The organism is Actinoplanes sp. CA-030573 (genome assembly GCF_050951115.1).
Classification (GTDB): Bacteria; Actinomycetota; Actinomycetes; order Mycobacteriales; family Micromonosporaceae; genus Actinoplanes.
This window is the reverse complement of record NZ_CP192038.1, coordinates 8,345,395-8,359,487: the sequence shown is the minus strand read 5'-3', so window position 1 is coordinate 8,359,487 and position 14,093 is coordinate 8,345,395. Positions and strand designations below refer to the sequence as shown.

Sequence of the window (14,093 nt, the reverse complement as noted above, 5' to 3'; positions counted from 1 at the left end):
TGATCCCTCGTGATCGCTTTGGCCCGGGAGAGCTGACGATGGGTGGCACAGGCGGAGAGATCGTCCTGGTCCTGGTGCTGGTGCTGGTGAACGCCGCCTTCTCGGGCAGCGAGATGGCGCTGGTGTCGCTGCGGGAGAGCCAGGTGCAGCGGCTCGAGCGGCAGTCGCGCAGCGGCCGGGTGCTGGGCCGGCTCACCCGTGACCCCAACCGGTTCCTGGCCACCATCCAGATCGGCATCACGCTGGCCGGATTCCTGGCCTCGGCGGCGGCGGCCGTCTCGCTGTCCAAGCCGCTGCTCGGCCCGCTGAGCTTCCTCGGCACCGCCGCCGAGCCGGTCGCCATCGTGATCGTCACGATCGCGCTGACCTTCGTGACGCTGGTGATCGGCGAGCTCGCGCCCAAGCGCATCGCCATGCAGCGCACCGAGGGCTGGGCGCTGGTGGTGGCCCGGCCGCTCGACGTGCTCTCGATGATCTCCCGCCCGGCCGTCTGGCTGCTCGGCGTGGCGACCAATCTGATCGTACGGCTGGCCGGGGGTGACCCGGCCGCCCAGCGCGAGGAGGTCACCACCGAGGAGATCCGCGACATGGTCGCCGCCCAGCAGGACTTCTCGGCGGAGCAGCGCACGATCATCAGCGGCGCCTTCGAGATCGCCGACCGGATCCTGCGCGAGATCCTGGTGCCCCGGCGGGACGTGCTCACGCTGGCCACCGGCACGCCCGCCCACGAGGCGCTGCGCACGCTGATGGCCGGCGGCCACTCCCGGGCCCCGGTGGTCGGCCCGGCGGGGCTCGACGACGTGATCGGGGTCGTCCACCTGCGCGACCTGATCGACGCCGAGGGTCCGGTCGACGGCCTCTGCCGGCCCGGGCTGTTCCTGCCCGAGACGCTGCGGGTCTCCGACGCGCTGCGGCAGATGCGCGGCGAGCGCGTCCAGCTCGCCCTGGTCGTCGACGAGCGCGGCGCGATCGACGGCATCATCACGATGGAGGACCTGGTCGAGGAGATCGTCGGGGAGATCTACGACGAGACCGACCGGGACGTGGCGGCGGTGGTACGCGAGGCCGACGGCGCCCTGCTGATGGCCGGCTCGTTCCCGATCCACGACCTGCCCGACATCGGCCTGCACGACGAGTCGAACGCGCACGAGGACGGCGACTACACGACCATCGCCGGGATGGTGCTGGCCGCGCTCGGCCACATCCCGACGTCGCCGGGCGAGATCGTGTCGCTGCCGGGATTCACGGCCGAGGTGGTCGAGATCACGGGCCGGGCGATTACCCGGGTCAGGTTGCGCCCGCTTGAAAGGGCCTCGTCCGATTAGGGTGCGTCCTGCCGGTCACGCGGGAGCGAGGCGCGGTCCAGGTGGTGGCTGACGTCGGCCGCGAAGCGGCCGCATCCCGGTGTTGGATTCGGGCGTTTCGCGGACGCCGTCAGGCGCCGCCTGGGCCTCGCCGCAGCCCCTCGTGACCGGCAGGACACACCCTGACGGCATACGGGTCACAATTGCTGTGCGAGGAGGTGACCTCCATGCAGACTGGCGGCGTGGCTTTCACCCTGACGATCGACTGCGGCGGCGGCGGCATCAAGGGCTCGGTGCTCGACGAGGCCGGCACGATGCGCGCTCAGCCGTTGCGCGTGCCGACGCCGTACCCGTTGCCGCCCGACCTCTTCGTCAAGACGCTCGTGCAGCTGGGCGAGCGCCTGCCGACCGCCGACCGGGTCACCGTGGGCATGCCCGGGATGCTGCGTCACGGCGTCGTGGTGGCCACCCCGCACTACGTCACGCGATCGGGGCCGCGTACGAAGGTGGACCCCGAGCTGGTCGACGCCTGGCACGGCTTCGATGCCCGTACGGCGCTGGCCGAGGCGTTCGGGCTGCCGACGCTCGTGCTCAACGACGCCGAGGTGCACGGCGCCGGCGTGGTGGCGGGCACCGGCTGTGAGTTGATGCTGACCCTCGGGACCGGCCTCGGCTGCGCGCTCTTCGACGGCGGGGTGCTGGCCCCGCACCTGGAGATGTCGCAGGCGCCGGTGCGGTGGGGGATGTCCTACGACACGTACATCGGGGAGCACGAGCGTCGCCGGCTGGGCGACGCGCTCTGGTCCCGCCGGGTCCGCAACGTGGTCGAGGGCTTGCGGCCGGTCTTCCTGTGGGACCGGCTCTATCTGGGCGGCGGCAACTCGCGCCTGATCACCCCGACCCAGCTGGCCCGGATGGGCGACGACGTGGTGGTCGTGCCGAACACGGCGGGCATCGTCGGTGGGGTCCGCGCCTGGCAGTTGGGCACCGCCCGCTGAGATGCTTCCCGGGGCACTGCTTCTCGACTTCGGCGGCGTGATCGCGGAGGCGCCGCCGCAGCGGTCGGCCCCGCCCGCGCTTGTCCTGCGCGTCTACAACCTGGTGCGGGGCGCGCTGACGCCGGGGGAGATCCAGCGGTCGCTGACCGAAGGCGCCGCGGCCTGGGCCGCGTGGCGGGACGAGGACTGGCCGGACGAGTTGACCCAGGCCGAGGTGTGGGAGCGGTTCGTGCTGCCGGGTTGGCCGCCGGCGGCTCAGGTGCCGGTGCGCGGGGCGGTCAAGAAGCTCAGCTACGAGTGGGCGTGGCGGGACAGCTGGAAGGTGCGGCCCGGCATCCGGGAAGCGTTGGTGGCCGCTTCCGAGCGGTCCGTCCCGGTCGGCGTGGTGAGCAACACGCTGTCGGGTGCGGCGCATCGCGACTTCCTCAAGAAAGCCGAAATAAACGGATTTTTCCGGGTGCAGGTGTACAGCGATGAGGCCGGCGTGCGGAAGCCGAACCCGCAGATGATCTGGAACGCCACCGACGAGCTCGGGGTCGCGCCGGAGAGCTGCTGGTTCGTCGGCGACACCCCACGGCGTGACATCCTCTGTGCCCGGCGGGCCGACGTGGCCATGGCGATCCTGATGCGGTCGGCGCGCACCGATGCCGAGCCGTCCGGACCCGAGCCCGACGAGACGATCGGCGACGGCTTCGCCCTCCGGGACCTGCTGCTGTCCGCGGAAAAGTGAGAGCACTGCTCTTGACTGCGTGCGGCCGTCCGGTGTTCACTGTTCCTATCAGAGAGCACCGCTCTCGTTTCCCGAAGGAGCAGTCATGCGTTACCTCGCCCCTCACCGTGCCGCCGCCATCTTCAACGCCGTCACCAAGTGGCTCACCGCCCGCGGCATCAGCCTGATGGGCAGCCGAGTCCTTGCCGTCCGCGGCCGAAAGTCCGGCGCCGTGCGCACGACGGTCGTCAACCTTTTCACGTACGAGGGGGCGCAGTACTTGCTGGCGCCCCGAGGCCACACGCAGTGGGTCCGCAACCTCCGCGCCGTGGGCGAGGGCGAGCTCCGCCTGGGCCGCCGCAGCGAGCGCTTCATCCCGGTCGAGATCGCCGACGCCGACAAGTCGCCCCTGATCCGCCTCTACTTGCGCAAGTGGGCATGGGAGACGGGCGCCTTCTTCGACGGCCTGAAGGCCGACTCGCCCGAGGCCGACATCAAAGCCGCGGCGCCCGGCTTCCCGGTGTTCCGCATCGACCCCGCCTGAGGCCGCGCCGTTCCCGGCTGAGGCCGCATCGACCCCGGCGGGGCCCGCATCGACCCCGGCTGAGCCCGCGTCGACCCCGCCTGAGCCCGCGTCGTTCTCCGGCTGAGGCCGCATCGCGGCCGCGGCGCCGGTCAGCGCCGCGGCGCCTCCCGCGCGGCCGGCTGATACGGCCGGCTGTTCCACGGCCCGCGATCGGCATCCGCCGCCCACTCCCAGTTGGAGTCGTGCGACGCCGCCGGGGGTTTCGTCCCACCGTCGTCCGGCGTCGCCGCGGCTTGCTCGGCTCGCGTGACGGTCGGGGTGACCTTGCCGGCGCGTAGTCGGCGCGCCTTGACCGCCACATCGAGCGCGGTCCAGAAGCGCAGCTTGCGCGAGCTGTCACAGGCCGCCAGGAGCCCGGCCAGCTCCTGCCGCTCATGAGCCGGAACGAGGGTGATGACGATCAGAAGCGGGAGCGCCGCCGCAATGATCTCGGTGAGCACGATGACAAGCACGACGGCGGCCACCGCGAACGGCAGAGCGGGGTTGTTCATGGGGTACCTCCAGACCATAGGTGCGCCGATCGCGCCGTCCGATACACGGGCGGCGCCTGGGTGCGAGAAAGCCGGCTCAGAAGGTGGTCAGCAGCGCGGCGGCGATCAGAGCGACGGCGAGCGCGACGGCCAAGGCCACAATGACTGCGGCGGTGATCACCTGAACAACCGCCTCGATGGGCGCGAACGCGCGCTTCATGAAACGCAGCGCGGTCACGAGCGCGAGCACGGCTAGGACCAGATAGAGGGTCCGGAGGCCGGCGAGATGAGCCGGCGAGGCGAGTGCCTGAACGAACATCGTGCACCTCCAAGTCTGGCCGGCGACACCGGGTTTCGGTGTGCCGGCCGGAGAGGATGGCCGCCGGGGGTGGGCGGGTCCCCTGTGCGGAGAGCCGGTGGACGGGAGCGTCGTAGGTCGCGTCCTCCTGATATTCATCATGGACCCGGGTGGCCATGAATCAAATGAGTATTCATCAGGCGTGAATAGTTCTCGCCCCCGCTCCGTACCGGCGCCACTAGGATCGTTACTGAAGGGTGACGTATGCGTGTCGCGCCTGAGCTGGCCTTTGGCTCGTTATCCGGTTGGATAATCGCGACTCGGTGAATGCCGAGCGGAGAGCCCGGAAGTCGCTACCGGCTTGCGGGCTAGGACCCTGACGGGAGCACTTGTGACGAATCCCAGCGGGCCGGTCGCACTGACGCAGCTGGCCACCGTTTGCGGCAACGGATCTTGCCCGACGCTGTACCGGACGAACCGCGGAACGTACGTCGTTCAGGGTTACGTGATCGATTCGGACGCGGGCGTCGATGTGCCGAAGGGCGAGTCGCTCGTCGAGATCCCTGCTGAGCTCTTGGCGGAGGTCGTCCGTACGCTGCGATGATCGGCCAGGAGCCGACGGACTTTCGAGGGAGGGGTGGGATGGTCGAGAAATCGTCGGACGTCTCATCCACGGGCGAGACTCTTGGTTCCATCCTGGCTCGTCTGCGACGTGACGCCGGTTTGACCGGTCAAGAGCTCGGGCGACGGGTCAACATGAGCCAAGCCAAGATCTCACGACTGGAGAACAACGTCGGCCATCCCTCCACTGCGGACATCCGTCATGTCGCCGAGTCGCTGCAGGCCCCTCCCGATCTCATCGAACGGTTGGTGGAGCTGACCGAGCGCCTTCGGAGGCAACCGGCGGGCCCCGCCTCGCTCGGCGACACCGAAGTGGTGAATCTCCAGCGGGAACTCGAGGCTCTCGAGGCGGCCACGCGCGTCTACCGGGTGTTCCAGCCCGCGGTCATCATCGGGCTTGCGCAGACGGACGCGTACATGCGCGCGATCTTCGAGACGAGCCCGAGCGGTCACAGCCGACGCGTCGCCGAGGCGGTGTCGATCCGGGTCCGCCGGCAGGAAGCGCTGTGGGATCCGGACCGTGAGTTCCACTTCCTGATGATGGAGTCCGTTCTGGCCAACCGGGTCTGCGAGCCGCAGTACATGTCCGCTCAGCTGCTGCGGCTACGTGAGGTGGCGGCCATGCCGAACGTGTCTTTACGGGTGGTCCCGCTGGATGCCTCGCTGGACGTTCCGCCGTACCACGGATTCGAGCTTCTCGATGACCGCGTCGTCACCGTGGATCTGTACCACTCGGTGCTCCGCAGCGACCGGCGCTCGGACATCGAGCTCTACCAAAGCGTCTTCGACCGGTTGGAAAGCAGCTCGACCGAGGACATCGATCCGATCCTCGAGAAGTACTTCGACCGCTACCGGGACCTCGCGCGCCCGAGCCCGCGCCAGCGGGCCGCGACGGAGTAGGCAACCGCGCCGTCTTGTCGCGTCGGCCGGCTTTCCTTAACGTTGGTTCATGACGACGGATGACGATCGCGACCGGGAGGTCACTCTCCGGCTGATCGCGACAGTGTGTGGGGGCGGGTCGTGCCCGACCGTCTACCGCACCGATCGGGGGACCCTCGTGATCCAGGGATATCCCGTTTCGGCCCAGGCGGTCGGTGTCGATCTGCCCGATGGTGAGGTGCTTGTCGAGATCCCTGAGGAGCTTCTCGGCGGGGCCGTCTGAGGGCGAGCTACCCGGCGTAGAGGCCCAGCTCGGCCAGCGCCTTCCCGAGGTCACCCACGGTGGGGTGGCGGTCCAGGAACGCGTCCCACGTTCGCAGGTCCTGGGTCCACGCCGAGACGAAAGCCTGGCACAACTGCGGGGTGATGAAGGCGCTCGCGCCCTGGGCCGCTCGCAACGCCGCCTTGATGTCGGCGGCCTTGGCCGGGTCGGGTACGTGCACGTCGACCTCGGCCAGGACGTGGTCGAGCAGCGCGCGCCGGCGGTAGAGGAAGTCGCCCCAGAAGGCGCGGTCGCACGTGGTCGGGTCCTGTCGGTTGTCGAGCATCCAGAAGAGACCCTCGGCCAGCGTGTCGCCCAGTTCCTCGTTCGCGGCGCGGCGGGGGGTGGCGAACGGGTCGTACGAGCGCTGGATCATTGTGCCGGAGCGGGCCGCGCGGAACGGGACGCCGTCGCCCAGCAGGAAGAACCAGTCCTCGTTGTAGAGGTTGGGGAAGAACGATCGGGTGGCCGGCGGATTCACGATCATCGCGCCGCCGCCGATGAAGCTGTCCTGGGCGGCGCCCACCGCCCGGTACGCGTGGCAGACCACCGAGTTGTCGGGATAGCCGCCGTTGCGCAGGCCGACCGCTCGGTAACGGCCCGAGTCGAGCACCGCCGCGGCGCCCTCGAGCTCGTCACCGCGTACGCCGAAGATGTCGTCGTCGAGGAAGAGCACGCGCTCCCAGCCGGTCAGCCGGGCGATCAGCAGGCCCAGGTTGCGCTTGAGGCTCAGATCGCCGGTCGGGCCGAACCCGGCGTCGCGCAGCACCGCGTCGGCCCGGAAGGCGGGCATCCGCGGGTGGCCGTCGTGCAGGTCGACCGCGTGCACGTCGGCGCCGAAGAACCGGGCCAGGGCCGACACCTGCCCGGCCTGGGCCTGGCCGCTGCACAGCGCCACCAGCGGGCGCGCCAGCTCGGCCGCCAGCGCCAGCGAGTCGCGCAGCGCGTCGGCGGCGCGGAAGGTCGGCACGATGATCGCGTCCAGCCGGCCCGACGGCAGCGGCGCCACGTCGTCGAGCAGGTGGTTGTGCGAGGCGTGGTGTAGCTCCGACATGGTCACAACCGTCATGTGGTCTTCTCCGACCAGGTGTGCAGCACGGTTCCGGGAGCGGTCCAGTCGGGGGTCACCACGACTCGTTGGTCGATGATCGGGACCCGGAACAGGATGCTGTACGAGTCGTGGTCACCGAAGGCGCGCGAGATGTACTCCGCGTTGCCGTCACGAAGTTGCTTGTCGGTGAGCGCGCGCACCGCGCCCAACACTCCGCGACTGAACATGCCATTGCACAGCGTAACGGTTCGCTGCTGGTTGAACGGGTTGGGTCCGCGGAAGAAGTACCCGACGTCCTCCAGCAGCACGTCCTCGCCGCCGATCTCGTCGACCACCGGCGGGAACGATGTGGTCTCGTCGCCGGCCACCTGGAAGTAGCCGCGGCGCAGCGGGTCGTCTCTGGAGACCTGCTCGACCGGCGCGTCGATGCGCTTCATGACGAGCCGCTGCGCGGGATTCCAGTCCACGCCTCCGAGAACGACGAGATGCCCGGTCGAGTCGTCCCGGCGCATGTTCTTGACACTGCGGTACTCCACCCGTACGTCCGGGTTGACCGCCCGGATGTGGCCGTGGAGCTCGAACAACGCGTCCAGGTCGGTGAGCCGGGACAGCTCCGAGTAGTCGAGGTCGGACTGGTGCGCGTGCGGCATGTGCGCGAGCACCGGCGGCGGGAGCTCGGGGCACACGATGACGATCGGCCGGTCGTCGTCGTGGTCTGGGAAGTGCCACGGGCCGTGACCGACCAGCGTCTCGACGGCGGCGACACCGTTCGTAATCGACTCGCGAAGCCCGAGCAACTCGTCACGCAGGGTGTTACGGGTGGCGAGCTCGGTCTGGTTCAGCTCGTCCTCCTCCGGCACCCGATAGGGGCGCCCGGCGACCGACCGGGTCGAGCTGAAGAACGTCGCGTACTTGATCAACTGCTCGGCGGGCGGGGTGACCGGGTCGGTGCGACGCTCCCACGAGGAGATCAGCGCCTCGCTGCGATCGAGCGCCTCGGCCAGCTCGGCCTGAGTGATCTTCACTCGGAGCGCCCGCACCCGGAGAGACCGTAGGCGTTGGGCCAGCGCGACGGCGGCATCTTCAGTCGGCTGCACCACGCCTCCCTTGAACTTCAGTTACGGCCGGAGAAGGTATATCGCAGGTGACCGGCAAAGTCGAGTATCACGATTGCCTAACGGCTCACCTGAAGTCTAGCCTTATCTCAAGCCGTAGGGCTGAGGAACTGAATTTCTAACTGAAGTTCATCCCCGGAGGTGCACATGCCGCACCCGCTGACCGGACCCCTCATCCGCGCTCCGACCGCACGGAAGCGAGTCGTCGAGCCGCCACCAGCCGCGTGAAACGGCGAAGCACCCCCGGTCGGCCAACCGGAGGTGCCTCTGAATGCGAGCAGTCCCTCTCGGCATGAAAGGCGCTACCCAAATGCACACTCTAGCCCTTTTTCTCAGCACGTCGACCACCGCGGCCCAGCCCGGCACCGGCAAGGTCTTCGCGATCCTCGGCGCCTCCGGCGTGCTGGTCTTCGCCTTCGCCTCGATGCGCAAGGCGGTACAGCCGTTCGCCGAGGTACTGAAGGCCGCCTTCTTCGCGGTCTCCACCTTCCTGCTCATCGGACTGGCCGTCGTGCTGCTGCTGGTCTCCCTCGTCAAATAGGGGAGGATCGAGTTCGCGGCGGTTGATGGGGGAGGACGGGCGGACCTTGACCAAAGTGCGCATTGAGACGGCGACCAGGAAGGAGGTGCTCGAATGCGTCACCGACGAGGCCGATCGGCGATTCTTCTCCGATCGGCTCCGGCGCCGGGCCCTCCGGCGCGGCCGGGTCTACCTCGCCTTCGACGGTTCCCTGGTGGTCGGCTACGTCTACCTGCGGCTCGAGGACGCCGAGGAGGCCGATCTGCGCGACCGTCTCCCGCGTACCCCCTTGCTCCAGCGCCTCCGGGTCTTCCCCGGGTACCGCCGGCAGGGCATCGGGCGTGAGCTCGTGGCGGCGGCCGAGGAAGGAGCCCGCCGCAAGCGTCGCCGGAGCATCGCGCTGGGCGTTGATGAGGACGAGGCCGAACCGATCGGCTTCTACCTGCGTATCGGGTATCGAGAATGGCCGCACGGCCTGGTCGAGACGTTCAAGGAAGAGCGGCGAGACGATGGCACCTGGACACGCAAGACCGAGTACTGCCGGATATTCGTCAAGGACCTTCCGCGCGCGTAAGTTACCCCGGTGACCTGGATCGTGACCGGCGGCGCCGGTTACATAGGCGGGCATGTCGTGCATCGGCTCCACGCCGCCGGGCACCACGTGGTCGTGTTCGACGACCTGTCCACCGGGCGTCCCGAGCGGCTCCCGGCGGGCGTCGAGCTGGTGCGGGGCTCGGTCACCGACCCGGCGAGCCTGACTCGTCTGTTCGCCGGCCGGGAGGCGACCGGCGTCGTCCATCTCGCGGCGCTCAAATCGGTGGCGGAGTCGGTCGCGGTTCCCGAGCGCTACCTCACCTGCAACGTGGGCGGCGTGCGCAACCTGCTGCGGGCGATGGGCGATGCGGGCGTACGCCGAGTGCTGTTCTCCTCCTCGGCCTCGGTCTACGGTGAGCCGGCCGGCGAGACGGTCGCCGAAGACTTCCCCACCGAGCCGGCCAATCCGTACGGCGAGACGAAGCTCCTCGGCGAGCAGGCCATCCGGGAGGCGGCCGTCGACCACGGCGTCCGGTCCGTGGTGCTGCGCCAGTTCAACGTGATCGGGGCCGGGCGGCACCCGTACGCGGCCGACACCGGCGCCACCAACCTGCTCCCGGCCGCCTTCCGGGCGCTGACCGGCGGGCCGCCGGTGGCGGTGCTCGGCGTCGACTACCCGACCCCCGACGGCACCGCGGTCCGCGACTATCTGCACGTGGAGGACGCCGCCGAGGCGTACCTGCGCGGGGTCGAGCACCTGCTCTCGGCCGCCGCCGAACCGCAGCTCGTGGTCAACATCGGGGCCGGCGCCGGTCGCTCGGTCGCCCGGATGCTGCGCGACGTCGCCGCCGCGGCCGGCCGCCCGGTGCCGCACGTCGCCGCCGCCCGGCGGCCCGGTGACCCGCCCTCGGTGATCGCCGACGCCACCCGGGCGATGTCGCGGCTGAACTGGAAGGCCGGCCGGGACGTCGCCGACGCGGTCGGCTCGGCCTGGCGCGCGTGGGAGTCAGCGGCCGCCGGTCACTTGCCACACGGTGGTGTGCCGCACCGGCACGCTCTCCAGTGACTCGATGACCGGCACGTCGTACGACCGCTGCTTGATCATGCCGTCGATCGGGAGATAGGCCCGGCCGGGATCGCCGACCAGCACGAGGCACCCGCGCCCGGCCGCCCGGCGCAGGAACGGCAGCACCCGCGCGGCCATCGCCCGGCTGTAGAAGACGTCGCCGGCCAGGATCACCTGTTCCTCGGGGTCGGTGTCGAGCACGTCGGCCTCGACCGTGCGCACCTCGACCCCGTTCGCCTCCGCGTTCGCCGCCGCCGCGGCCAGCGAGTACGGGTCGATGTCGTTGGCGACCACCGGCGCCGCCCCGGCCAGTGCGGCCGCGACCGCCACCAGCCCCGAGCCGGTGGCCAGGTCGAGCACGCCGCGGCCGCCGACCAGCTCCGGCCGGTCGAGCACGTGGCGGGCCAGCGCCTGGCCGCCCGCCCAGGCGAACGCCCAGAACGGCGGCGGCTGCTCGTCGCCCGCCGCCTCCGTCTTCTCCCAGAGCTCGATCGGCTCCTCGGCCTGGAACAGCCGGACCTCGGGCACGAACGGGACCGGCGCGAGCGTGGTGTGGGTGCGAATGAACTCCAGGAGCACGGGCCGATTCTCTCAACCGTCGCGCCCGCCTACCGAACAGGTGACGTCAAGGAACTCGAAGGGAGCAGGATGCCGGTCTTCGGCGGCTGGATGCTGGCGTTGACGCTGGCCTTCGGCCTGGTGCCCGACGCTCGCCCGGCCCTGCGCCTGGCGGCGGGTCTTTCCGCGGTGGTGGCGATCGCATGGGGCGTACGGCGCCACCGCGCACCCGACCGTACGCCGTGGTGGTGGCTCGCCGCGGCGGCCGGCGCCTCGGCCGTGGGCACCTCGATCTGGTTCGCCCTCCCCGAGCTGCGGACGCTCGCCTCGGCGCCGATCGTCGCCGCCTACCCGGCGATCGCCGCCGCGCTGCTGATCTTCATCCGGCGGCGGACCGGAGGCGGGCGGGACCGGGCGGCGCTGCTCGACGCGCTCGCCGTGACCGCCGCCGCCGGCCTGCTGGCCTGGACGTTCCTGCTCGGCCCGAGCGTGGCCGACCGCGACTGGACCATCTTCGCCTGCACGCTCGGCGACCTGCTCTGCCTCGGCGTGCTGGCCCGGCTGCTCACCGGCTCCGGCCGGCGGGTGCCGGCCACCCGTCTGCTCGGCGCCGGCCTGCTGCTCATGCTGCTGGCCGACGTCGCGTACGAGCTGTCGTGGCTCGGCGACAGCGCCGGGCTCGGCCGGTTCGCGTTCTACGCCGGTGCCGGCCTCGCCGCCCTGCACCCGTCGATGGCCACGCTGGCACTGCCGGCCGATCGGTCGCCGACCGAGATGGGCCGCTGGCGGGTGGCCCTGCTCGGGCTGGCCTCGATGGCCGCGCCCGCGGTGCTGCTCGGCGTCGGCGGCCCGGCCGTGGTCGGCGTGCTCAGCGGGCTCACCGCCCTGCTGATCCTGGCCCGGATGGCCGGGGTCGTGGCCAACCACCGGCTGGCCCTGGCCCGGGAGCGTGGCCTGCGCCAGGCGTCGGCCGAGCTGGTGTCGGCCACCGACGTCGAGGCGGTGGGCGACGCCGTACGCCGGGCGGTCGCCCAGCTGCTGCCGGCCGACACCCCGCACGGCGTCGTCCTCGCGCTCGCCATCGAGCAGGACGGCCCGCTCGCGGCCGAGGCCGCGGCCCAGGCCGCCGTCGACCGCGAGGCCGGCACCGCGGCCCGGCTCGTCGCCACCCGCGACGTGGACTGGGCGGTCTCGGTGCGGCTCACCCAGTTCAGCACCACCCTGCGCTGCCCGATGGTGCTCAGCGACCGGCCGACCGGCGAGCCGCTGGTCGGGGTGCTGCACGTGGGCGCGCCCGCGGAGACGCTGCCCGGGCTGCGCCGCGCCATCGAGGTGCTGGCCGGGCAGGCGGCGCTCGCGCTCGAGCGGATCCAGCTCAGCCACGAGGTGATCCGCCGCAACAGCGAGACCTATTTCCGTACGCTCGTGCAGCACACCGCCGACGTCATCCTGATCGTGGACGACGCCCTGACCATCCGGTACGCGAGCCCGTCCGCGCTGCGCGTCTTCGGCGCCGACCCGACCGGGTCGCCGCTGCCCGACCTGATCCACCCCGAGGACCGGTTGCTGGCCTCGCCGCACGCCGGCTCGCTGCGCCCGGGGGAGACCGTCGACCTGCGCGGGCCGCACGACGTGCTGCTCGAGGCGCAGTGGGAGGACCTGCGGGCCGAGCCGACGGTGGCCGGCCTGGTGGTCACCCTGCGGGACGTCACCGAGCGCCGCCGGCTCGAGAAGGAGCTCATCCACCAGGCGTTCCACGACTCGATGACCGGCCTGGCCAACCGGGTGCTCTTCCACGACCGGCTCGAGCACGCGCTGGCCCGCGGCGCCCGGGACGGCTCGGTGGTCGGCGTGCTCTTCATCGACCTCGACGACTTCAAGATCGTCAACGACACGCTCGGCCACGCGGCCGGCGACGCGCTGCTGATCGGGGTGGCCGACCGGATCGCCGGCGCGCTGCGGGCCGACGACACGGCCGCGCGGCTGGGCGGCGACGAGTTCGCGGCGCTGATCGAGAACGTGCAGGACCCGGGCGCGGTCGAGGAGACCGCGGCCCGGATCCTGGCCGCGCTGGCCGAGCCGATCGTGATCGACGGCGAGACCTCGCTGACCGCGGTGGCCAGCATCGGCATCACCACGACCCCCGAGGCCGACACCGCCGACGAGCTGCTGCGGCAGGCCGACCTCGCGCTGTACGTGGCCAAGGGCGCCGGCAAGAACCAATGGCGCCGCTACCAGGCCCACCTGCACGGCGCCATGGTGGAGCGGCTCGAGCTGCGGTCGGCGCTGGATCACGCGGTCAACGAGGGGCACTTCCTCCTCGCGTACCAGCCCATCGTCGATCTCTCGCTCGGCGAGCCGGTCGGCTTCGAAGCCCTGGTGCGCTGGTTCCATCCGACCAAGGGCGTGGTGTCGCCGGCCGAGTTCATCGAGGTCGCCGAGGAGAGCGGGCTCATCGTGCCGATCGGCCGCTGGGTGCTGCAGCAGGCCCTGCACACGGTCGCGCAGTGGCGGCGAGTGCTCCCCGCCGGCCGGCTGCCCTACGTGAGCGTGAACGTCTCGGTGCGGCAGTTCCGCGAGACCGGCTTCGTCGACGAGATCCTCCAGGCGCTCGCGTACGCCGAGGTGCCGCCCTCGGCGCTGATGCTCGAGCTGACCGAGACGCTGCTGGTCGGCGAGCACGAGACGGTGTGGCAGGACCTCGCCACGCTGCGGTCGCACGGCGTACGGGTGGCGATCGACGACTTCGGCACCGGCTATTCGTCGCTCGGATATCTGCGCCGGCGGCCGATCGACGTCGTGAAGATCGACAAGGTCTTCATCGACGACATGGTCGAGAGCCCGCAACAGCTCGCCCTGGTCACCGGCATCGTGAGCCTGGCGCAGTCGCTGGGCCTCACGGTGATCGCCGAGGGCATCGAGTCGGCGCTGCACCGCGAACTGCTGGCCCGGCTGGGCTGCCCGCTCGGCCAGGGCTACCTGTGGTCCAGCCCGGTGGACGGCACCGAGGCGCTGTCGCTGCTGACCTCGGGTAATTTGATGGCCGCCTAAGGTCTACGTTG

16 protein-coding genes are annotated in these 14,093 nt (G+C 70.9%); 11 read left to right on the top strand and 5 right to left on the bottom strand.

What is annotated here, in order from left to right:
* The first annotated feature begins 38 nt into the window (after positions 1-38).
* The 4 genes from ACQP2F_RS38500 (at position 39) to ACQP2F_RS38485 (ending at position 3,555) form a co-directional block, all read left to right on the top strand.
* Complete coding sequence (locus ACQP2F_RS38500) at positions 39-1,325, top strand: hemolysin family protein (RefSeq protein WP_433296478.1); 1,287 nt, start codon at positions 39-41, stop codon at positions 1,323-1,325.
* A gap of 221 nt (positions 1,326-1,546) precedes the next feature.
* Positions 1,547-2,302: an ROK family protein gene (locus ACQP2F_RS38495; RefSeq protein ID WP_433296476.1), complete on the top strand. Its 756-nt coding sequence runs from the start codon at positions 1,547-1,549 to the stop codon at positions 2,300-2,302.
* A 1-nt stretch (position 2,303) separates the two neighbouring features.
* Positions 2,304-3,032, top strand: coding sequence for an HAD family hydrolase (locus ACQP2F_RS38490; protein ID WP_433296474.1), 729 nt, complete (start codon positions 2,304-2,306; stop codon positions 3,030-3,032).
* An 85-nt stretch (positions 3,033-3,117) separates the two neighbouring features.
* On the top strand, positions 3,118-3,555 hold the full coding sequence (locus ACQP2F_RS38485; RefSeq protein ID WP_433296472.1) for a nitroreductase/quinone reductase family protein: 438 nt from the start codon (positions 3,118-3,120) through the stop codon (positions 3,553-3,555).
* A 131-nt stretch (positions 3,556-3,686) separates the two neighbouring features.
* Here the strand turns inward: ACQP2F_RS38485 and ACQP2F_RS38480 are convergent, their stop codons facing one another.
* A complete protein-coding gene (locus tag ACQP2F_RS38480; protein WP_433296470.1) occupies positions 3,687-4,088 on the bottom strand; it encodes a hypothetical protein in 402 nt (133 codons plus the stop codon).
* 76 nt (positions 4,089-4,164) lie between these two features.
* On the bottom strand, positions 4,165-4,386 hold the full coding sequence (locus tag ACQP2F_RS38475; RefSeq protein WP_433296468.1) for a hypothetical protein: 222 nt from the start codon (positions 4,384-4,386) through the stop codon (positions 4,165-4,167).
* Positions 4,387-4,756: 370 nt separating this feature from the next.
* Here ACQP2F_RS38475 and ACQP2F_RS38470 point away from each other — a divergent pair, with 370 nt between their 5' ends.
* From ACQP2F_RS38470 to ACQP2F_RS38460, 3 genes are read left to right on the top strand one after another with little or no spacing between them, the layout of a single operon-like run.
* Positions 4,757-4,969 (top strand): hypothetical protein, encoded by a 213-nt coding sequence (locus ACQP2F_RS38470; RefSeq protein ID WP_433296466.1) that lies wholly within the window; start codon positions 4,757-4,759, stop codon positions 4,967-4,969.
* A 38-nt stretch (positions 4,970-5,007) separates the two neighbouring features.
* Positions 5,008-5,886 carry a helix-turn-helix domain-containing protein gene (locus tag ACQP2F_RS38465; RefSeq protein WP_433296464.1) on the top strand — a complete coding sequence of 293 codons (879 nt, stop codon included), beginning with the start codon at positions 5,008-5,010 and terminating at the stop codon, positions 5,884-5,886.
* Positions 5,887-5,935: 49 nt separating this feature from the next.
* The gene (locus tag ACQP2F_RS38460; protein WP_433296462.1) at positions 5,936-6,148 is read left to right on the top strand and encodes a hypothetical protein; all 213 of its coding nucleotides are present in this window, start codon (positions 5,936-5,938) and stop codon (positions 6,146-6,148) included.
* Between the two features lie 7 nt (positions 6,149-6,155).
* Here ACQP2F_RS38460 and ACQP2F_RS38455 read toward each other — a convergent pair whose 3' ends face one another.
* Positions 6,156-7,241 (bottom strand): hypothetical protein, encoded by a 1,086-nt coding sequence (locus ACQP2F_RS38455; protein ID WP_433296460.1) that lies wholly within the window; start codon positions 7,239-7,241, stop codon positions 6,156-6,158.
* Positions 7,242-7,252: 11 nt separating this feature from the next.
* Positions 7,253-8,278 carry a helix-turn-helix domain-containing protein gene (locus tag ACQP2F_RS38450; RefSeq protein WP_433296458.1) on the bottom strand — a complete coding sequence of 342 codons (1,026 nt, stop codon included), beginning with the start codon at positions 8,276-8,278 and terminating at the stop codon, positions 7,253-7,255.
* Positions 8,279-8,663: 385 nt separating this feature from the next.
* Here ACQP2F_RS38450 and ACQP2F_RS38445 point away from each other — a divergent pair, with 385 nt between their 5' ends.
* From ACQP2F_RS38445 to galE, 3 genes are read left to right on the top strand one after another with little or no spacing between them, the layout of a single operon-like run.
* Complete coding sequence (locus tag ACQP2F_RS38445) at positions 8,664-8,894, top strand: hypothetical protein (RefSeq protein ID WP_433296456.1); 231 nt, start codon at positions 8,664-8,666, stop codon at positions 8,892-8,894.
* A 55-nt stretch (positions 8,895-8,949) separates the two neighbouring features.
* Entirely contained in the window at positions 8,950-9,447 is a 498-nt protein-coding gene (locus ACQP2F_RS38440) for a GNAT family N-acetyltransferase (protein ID WP_433296453.1), read from the top strand.
* Positions 9,448-9,456: 9 nt separating this feature from the next.
* Complete coding sequence (gene galE, locus ACQP2F_RS38435; RefSeq protein ID WP_433296451.1) at positions 9,457-10,473, top strand: UDP-glucose 4-epimerase GalE; 1,017 nt, start codon at positions 9,457-9,459, stop codon at positions 10,471-10,473.
* On the opposite strand, the gene ACQP2F_RS38430 is transcribed toward galE, so the two are convergent.
* Positions 10,414-11,052, bottom strand: a complete 639-nt coding sequence (locus ACQP2F_RS38430) for a class I SAM-dependent methyltransferase (protein WP_433296449.1) — start codon at positions 11,050-11,052, stop codon at positions 10,414-10,416. The genes galE and ACQP2F_RS38430 overlap by 60 nt on opposite strands.
* Positions 11,053-11,121: 69 nt before the next feature.
* Here ACQP2F_RS38430 and ACQP2F_RS38425 point away from each other — a divergent pair, with 69 nt between their 5' ends.
* On the top strand, positions 11,122-14,082 hold the full coding sequence (locus tag ACQP2F_RS38425) for a putative bifunctional diguanylate cyclase/phosphodiesterase (protein WP_433296447.1): 2,961 nt from the start codon (positions 11,122-11,124) through the stop codon (positions 14,080-14,082).
* Positions 14,083-14,093 lie beyond the last annotated feature (11 nt).

Coding starts and splice junctions, on each gene's coding strand:
- ACQP2F_RS38465 (WP_433296464.1), top strand. CDS start 5,008: ATGGTCGAGAAATCGTCGGACGTCTCATCCACGGGCGAGACTCTTGGT.
- ACQP2F_RS38445 (WP_433296456.1), top strand. CDS start 8,664: ATGCACACTCTAGCCCTTTTTCTCAGCACGTCGACCACCGCGGCCCAG.
- ACQP2F_RS38425 (WP_433296447.1), top strand. CDS start 11,122: ATGCCGGTCTTCGGCGGCTGGATGCTGGCGTTGACGCTGGCCTTCGGC.
- ACQP2F_RS38485 (WP_433296472.1), top strand. CDS start 3,118: ATGCGTTACCTCGCCCCTCACCGTGCCGCCGCCATCTTCAACGCCGTC.
- ACQP2F_RS38480 (WP_433296470.1), bottom strand. CDS start 4,088: ATGAACAACCCCGCTCTGCCGTTCGCGGTGGCCGCCGTCGTGCTTGTC.
- ACQP2F_RS38500 (WP_433296478.1), top strand. CDS start 39: ATGGGTGGCACAGGCGGAGAGATCGTCCTGGTCCTGGTGCTGGTGCTG.
- ACQP2F_RS38475 (WP_433296468.1), bottom strand. CDS start 4,386: ATGTTCGTTCAGGCACTCGCCTCGCCGGCTCATCTCGCCGGCCTCCGG.
- ACQP2F_RS38460 (WP_433296462.1), top strand. CDS start 5,936: ATGACGACGGATGACGATCGCGACCGGGAGGTCACTCTCCGGCTGATC.
- ACQP2F_RS38455 (WP_433296460.1), bottom strand. CDS start 7,241: ATGTCGGAGCTACACCACGCCTCGCACAACCACCTGCTCGACGACGTG.
- ACQP2F_RS38490 (WP_433296474.1), top strand. CDS start 2,304: ATGCTTCCCGGGGCACTGCTTCTCGACTTCGGCGGCGTGATCGCGGAG.